The sequence below is a fragment of the Devosia sp. genome (assembly GCF_040509215.1).
Lineage (GTDB): Bacteria > Pseudomonadota > Alphaproteobacteria > Rhizobiales > Devosiaceae > Devosia.
The window spans coordinates 1-3793 of record NZ_JBEVLL010000380.1 but is presented as its reverse complement, the minus strand read 5'-3'; the positions used below and the strand labels follow the sequence as shown (position 1 = coordinate 3793).

General features: G+C 65.2%; 4 protein-coding genes and 1 pseudogene. 2 read left to right on the top strand and 3 right to left on the bottom strand.

The annotated features are described in order from the left end of the window. Positions 1-445 precede the first annotated feature (445 nt). Positions 446-667, top strand: coding sequence for a DUF2798 domain-containing protein (locus ABW043_RS21385; RefSeq protein WP_353923216.1), 222 nt, complete (start codon positions 446-448; stop codon positions 665-667). 123 nt (positions 668-790) lie between these two features. Continuing rightward, entirely contained in the window at positions 791-1948 is a 1158-nt protein-coding gene (locus ABW043_RS21380) for an MFS transporter (RefSeq protein WP_353923215.1), read from the top strand. On the opposite strand, the gene ABW043_RS21375 is transcribed toward ABW043_RS21380, so the two are convergent. The 3 genes and pseudogenes from ABW043_RS21375 to ABW043_RS21365 all read right to left on the bottom strand — a co-directional run. After that, complete coding sequence (locus ABW043_RS21375; RefSeq protein WP_353923214.1) at positions 1945-3147, bottom strand: molybdopterin molybdotransferase MoeA; 1203 nt, start codon at positions 3145-3147, stop codon at positions 1945-1947. The two genes, ABW043_RS21380 and ABW043_RS21375, sit on opposite strands and share 4 nt — an antisense overlap. Next, positions 3144-3626 carry a cyclic pyranopterin monophosphate synthase MoaC gene (gene moaC, locus ABW043_RS21370; protein WP_353923213.1) on the bottom strand — a complete coding sequence of 161 codons (483 nt, stop codon included), beginning with the start codon at positions 3624-3626 and terminating at the stop codon, positions 3144-3146. The genes ABW043_RS21375 and moaC overlap by 4 nt, the downstream gene beginning before the upstream one ends. After that, a pseudogene (locus tag ABW043_RS21365) lies at positions 3626-3793 on the bottom strand (hypothetical protein); the annotation flags it as partial. The pseudogene ABW043_RS21365 and the gene moaC, both read right to left, overlap by 1 nt.

The following is a 3793-nucleotide window of genomic DNA, read 5'->3' as shown; positions in this document are numbered from 1 at the left end:
CCCGCGAAAGCGGGAATCTCTGTTTTCTATGCGACTTTATATCAGCACTCCATCGTCACCACCGGGCTTGTCCCGGTGGTCCAGGCCATCCGCAGGATGGCAGGCCTTCCCAAGCCGGACAGGCCCGGCAATGACGTTGAGCCGCGCAGCATCAACGTGCGGTGCGAAGGCCAGCACACACCGTCCCTCCTGAATCATCCGCTTGCTAGGATTTTTCCCTTTTGCGCCAGCCCTCGCAGCGCAGGCCACCTATCCACCCCCGCGGCTTGCCCCGAAAGCCCCCGCCAACTAAACCATCCATGCCGAAAAGACGTCGCCGGTTGGTATCCCGGCCCCGCACCAGCGGATTCGACGCCCCAAGCGTCCCACAGGCACCATTTCTTCAACCTCGAAGATGGTGCTGACCGGGACTCCCTCCGTCAGCCTCTTCACCGACGGAGCCTCGATGCCCAAGAAAACCCTCTTCCTCGCCCAGCTCTTCATCACCTTCGGCATGGCTTTTTCCATGTCCGGCATCATGGGCTTCATCTCGGTCGGCCCCGATTTCCTGTCGCATTGGCCGCTGAGCTTCATCACCGCCTGGCCCATCGCCTTCATCATGACGCAAATCATCACGCCCCTGGCGTTCAAGCTCTCCCACCGACTGACGATGCCCGCGCGCGCCTGACGCGCCTCCCGCCCGGTGTCACCCCGGCGAAAGCCGGGGTCCATCCAGCGATGGCCGCCCCCTGTCATCAATCTTCTACATAGCCACGCTATCGGCAGGCACCTTCCCGCAGCCGATCATCCCGTGCCCGTCATCCTCCGCTACCTCATCGTCCTCGCCATCGGCCAGAACATCGGTTGGGGCACAGTGGGTCTTCTGGCCGTGCTCGGCACGGACATCGCCGTGGGCCTCTCGCTCCCACCGCCGCTGGTCTTCGCGGGCAGTTCGGTCTTTTACGTCACCATGGGTCTCTGCGCCCCATTCCTCGGCCCCGCATTCATCCGCTTTGGCGCCCGCACGCTCCTCGCGGCGGGCTCCTTGGGCGCCGCATTGGGCTTCATCCTCCTCGCCTCCAGTCAGGAGGCAGTCTCCTATCTCGCCGCCTGGTGTATCCTCGGTCTCGCCGGCTCCGCTTCGCTTTCGACCGCCTCCCACATCGCCCTCAACGAAGCCCTCGGCCCGCGCGCCAGAAACGCCATCGGTCTCCTCATGCTGGCCTCCGGCCTTTCCGGCACGATCTTCTGGCCAACCACTGCCTACCTCGCTGGCCTCACCGATTGGCGCATGATCTGCCTGACCTTCGCCGCGCTCCTGCTCCTTGCCGCCGCCCTCTACGCCCTCGGCCTGCCGCGCCCAAAAACCACGGTTGCGCTACCCGACAAGGCCCCCGAAACCGCCGCGCCACCAGCGCAAACGACCTTCTACCTCGTCGCCGCCGCCATCGCGCTCAACGCCTTCGTCACCTTCGGCTTCTCCGCCATCCTCATCGAGCTTTTGAAAAGCCTCGGCGTCCAGCCCGAGCTTGCCATCGGCCTCGCCTCATCCCTCGGCATCATCCAGGTCGCCGCCCGCGCCATTGACCTCCTCGGTGGCGCGAAATGGGACGGCCTCGCCACGGCCCTTGTTGCCGCGCCATCCCTCCTCCTGTCCCTGGTCCTGCTGCTTGTGTTCGGCGCGTCCTGGTTCGGCGTCGCCGGCTTCATCCTGATCTACGGCATCGGCAGCGGCGCCCTGGCTGTCTCCCGCGCCACCATGCCGCTCGTCTTCTACGACAAGGCCGAATACGCCCGTGCCCTCACGCGCATCGCCCTGCCGCTCAACCTGATCTCCGCCGCCGCGCCCCCGGCGCTGATCGCGCTACTAGACGGCATCGGCCCACAGGCAGTGCTCGTCGCCGCCGTCGCGTGCTCCGGCCTCGCACTGGTCTTGCTACTGCTTCTAAACCGCCGCCGACCGGCCTAAATCGCCCCAATCGGCAGCGCCGAAACCACTGTGCCCACCTGCTGCCCCGGATCAAACTCCGGCTGCACGATCAGCGCATCCGCTGCGGCCAGCGACGAGGTATGCCCGCTATCCGTCTCATTGATCGGCAACAATCCGGTCACGCCATCGCGCACCAAAACCCGCGCCCGCATAAAATGCCGCCGCGCCGTATTGGGCGGCGTCGGCCCCAGCAGCGGCAATCGCAGCGGCTCCACATCCGCCAGTCCCAGCCAGTGCCGCAGCGCCGGTTTCACAAAAAGCTCGGCCGTCACCATGGCCGAAACCGGATTGCCCGGCAGCCCAAACACCAGCGTCTTGCCGCGCGTGCCAAACATCAGCGGCTTTCCCGGCCGCATATTGATCCGCCAGAAATCCAGCGTCACGCCATGGTCCACCAGCGCCGCCTGCACCAGATCATGCTCGCCAACGCTCGCCCCACCAGTGGTCACCACCACATCGGGCTCACTGGCAAAAATCCGATCCAGGACTGCGTCGAGTTCCTCGCGCCTATCCCGCGCGATCCCGAAATCCGACACAGCCTCGGCAAAAGGCGCCAATGACGCCGCCAGCCCAACGCTGTTGGACGCCACGATCTGATCCGGCCCCAGCACTGTCCCCGGCAACACCAGTTCGTCGCCTGTCGCCAGCAGCGCAATCTTCGGACGCCTCGCCACGGAGACAGTCCCGGCATTTGCAGCCGCCGCCACAGCCACCTGAAACGCCCCAAGCCGCGTCCCACGCTCCAGGATCATCCGCCCAATCGCAAAATCATAACCCCGCGGACGAACGCTATGACCCAGCCGGGCAGGGGCCGTGAACCGAACGAGATCCCCGTTCCGCTCCGCCTCTTCCTGCATGATGACGGTATCGGTCCCCTCGGGCAGCGGCGCCCCGGTGAAAATCCGAACCGCCTGGCCTTCGCCAACCGTGCCCGCGAAACCCGCCCCCGCCTGCGACATGCCGATCACCTTGAGCCAAACGCCCTCGGCCACGTCAGCCGCCCGCATGGCATAGCCATCCATGGCGCTGGCATTGAACGGTGGCTGATCATGGCTCGCCACCACCGGCTCGGCCAACACGCGCCCCGCCGCTTCGGCCAAAGCAACACTCTCGCCGACCACATTCGGCACCCGCGCCAGAATGCGATTCAACGCTTCATCAACTGGAAGCAGGCTCATGATTCTCTTCGATAATCGCCCGATTTGCCGCCCGATTTCTCGATGAGGCAAATGTCTGAAATCACCATCGCCCGGTCGAGCGCCTTGGCCATGTCGTAAAGCGTAAGGGCCGTCGTCGTCGCAGCCGTCAGCGCTTCCATTTCGACGCCGGTTTGCCCGGTCGTCTCGGCGACAGTCCGAATGAGAATGGTGGTCTCATTCTCGCCCTCGATCTCGACGCTCACCTTGGTCAGCGGAATCGGATGGCAAAGCGGAATAATATCCGACGTCTTCTTGGCGCCCATGATCCCGGCAACGCGCGCCACAGCCAGCGCATCACCCTTCTTGAGCCCGCCACCGAGAATGGTCGCGATCGTCTCGGCCTCGCCGCTCAGCCGCGCCTGCGCCACTGCCCGCCGCCGCGTGATCGCCTTCTCGCCGATATCGACGATATGCGCCTCGCCCTTGGCATCGAGATGGGTCAGGCGCCGCTCGCTCATCAGCGCACCGTCTCGGGCACGCCCTGCAACAGCGCCCGCGTCGCCGCCACCACATCGTCCTGCCGCATCAGGCTCTCGCCCACGAGGAACGTGCCGATATTGGCCTTTTCATCGAGCATGCGGACATGCTCATGCGTGACGATGCCGCTCTCGCTCACCAGCAGCAC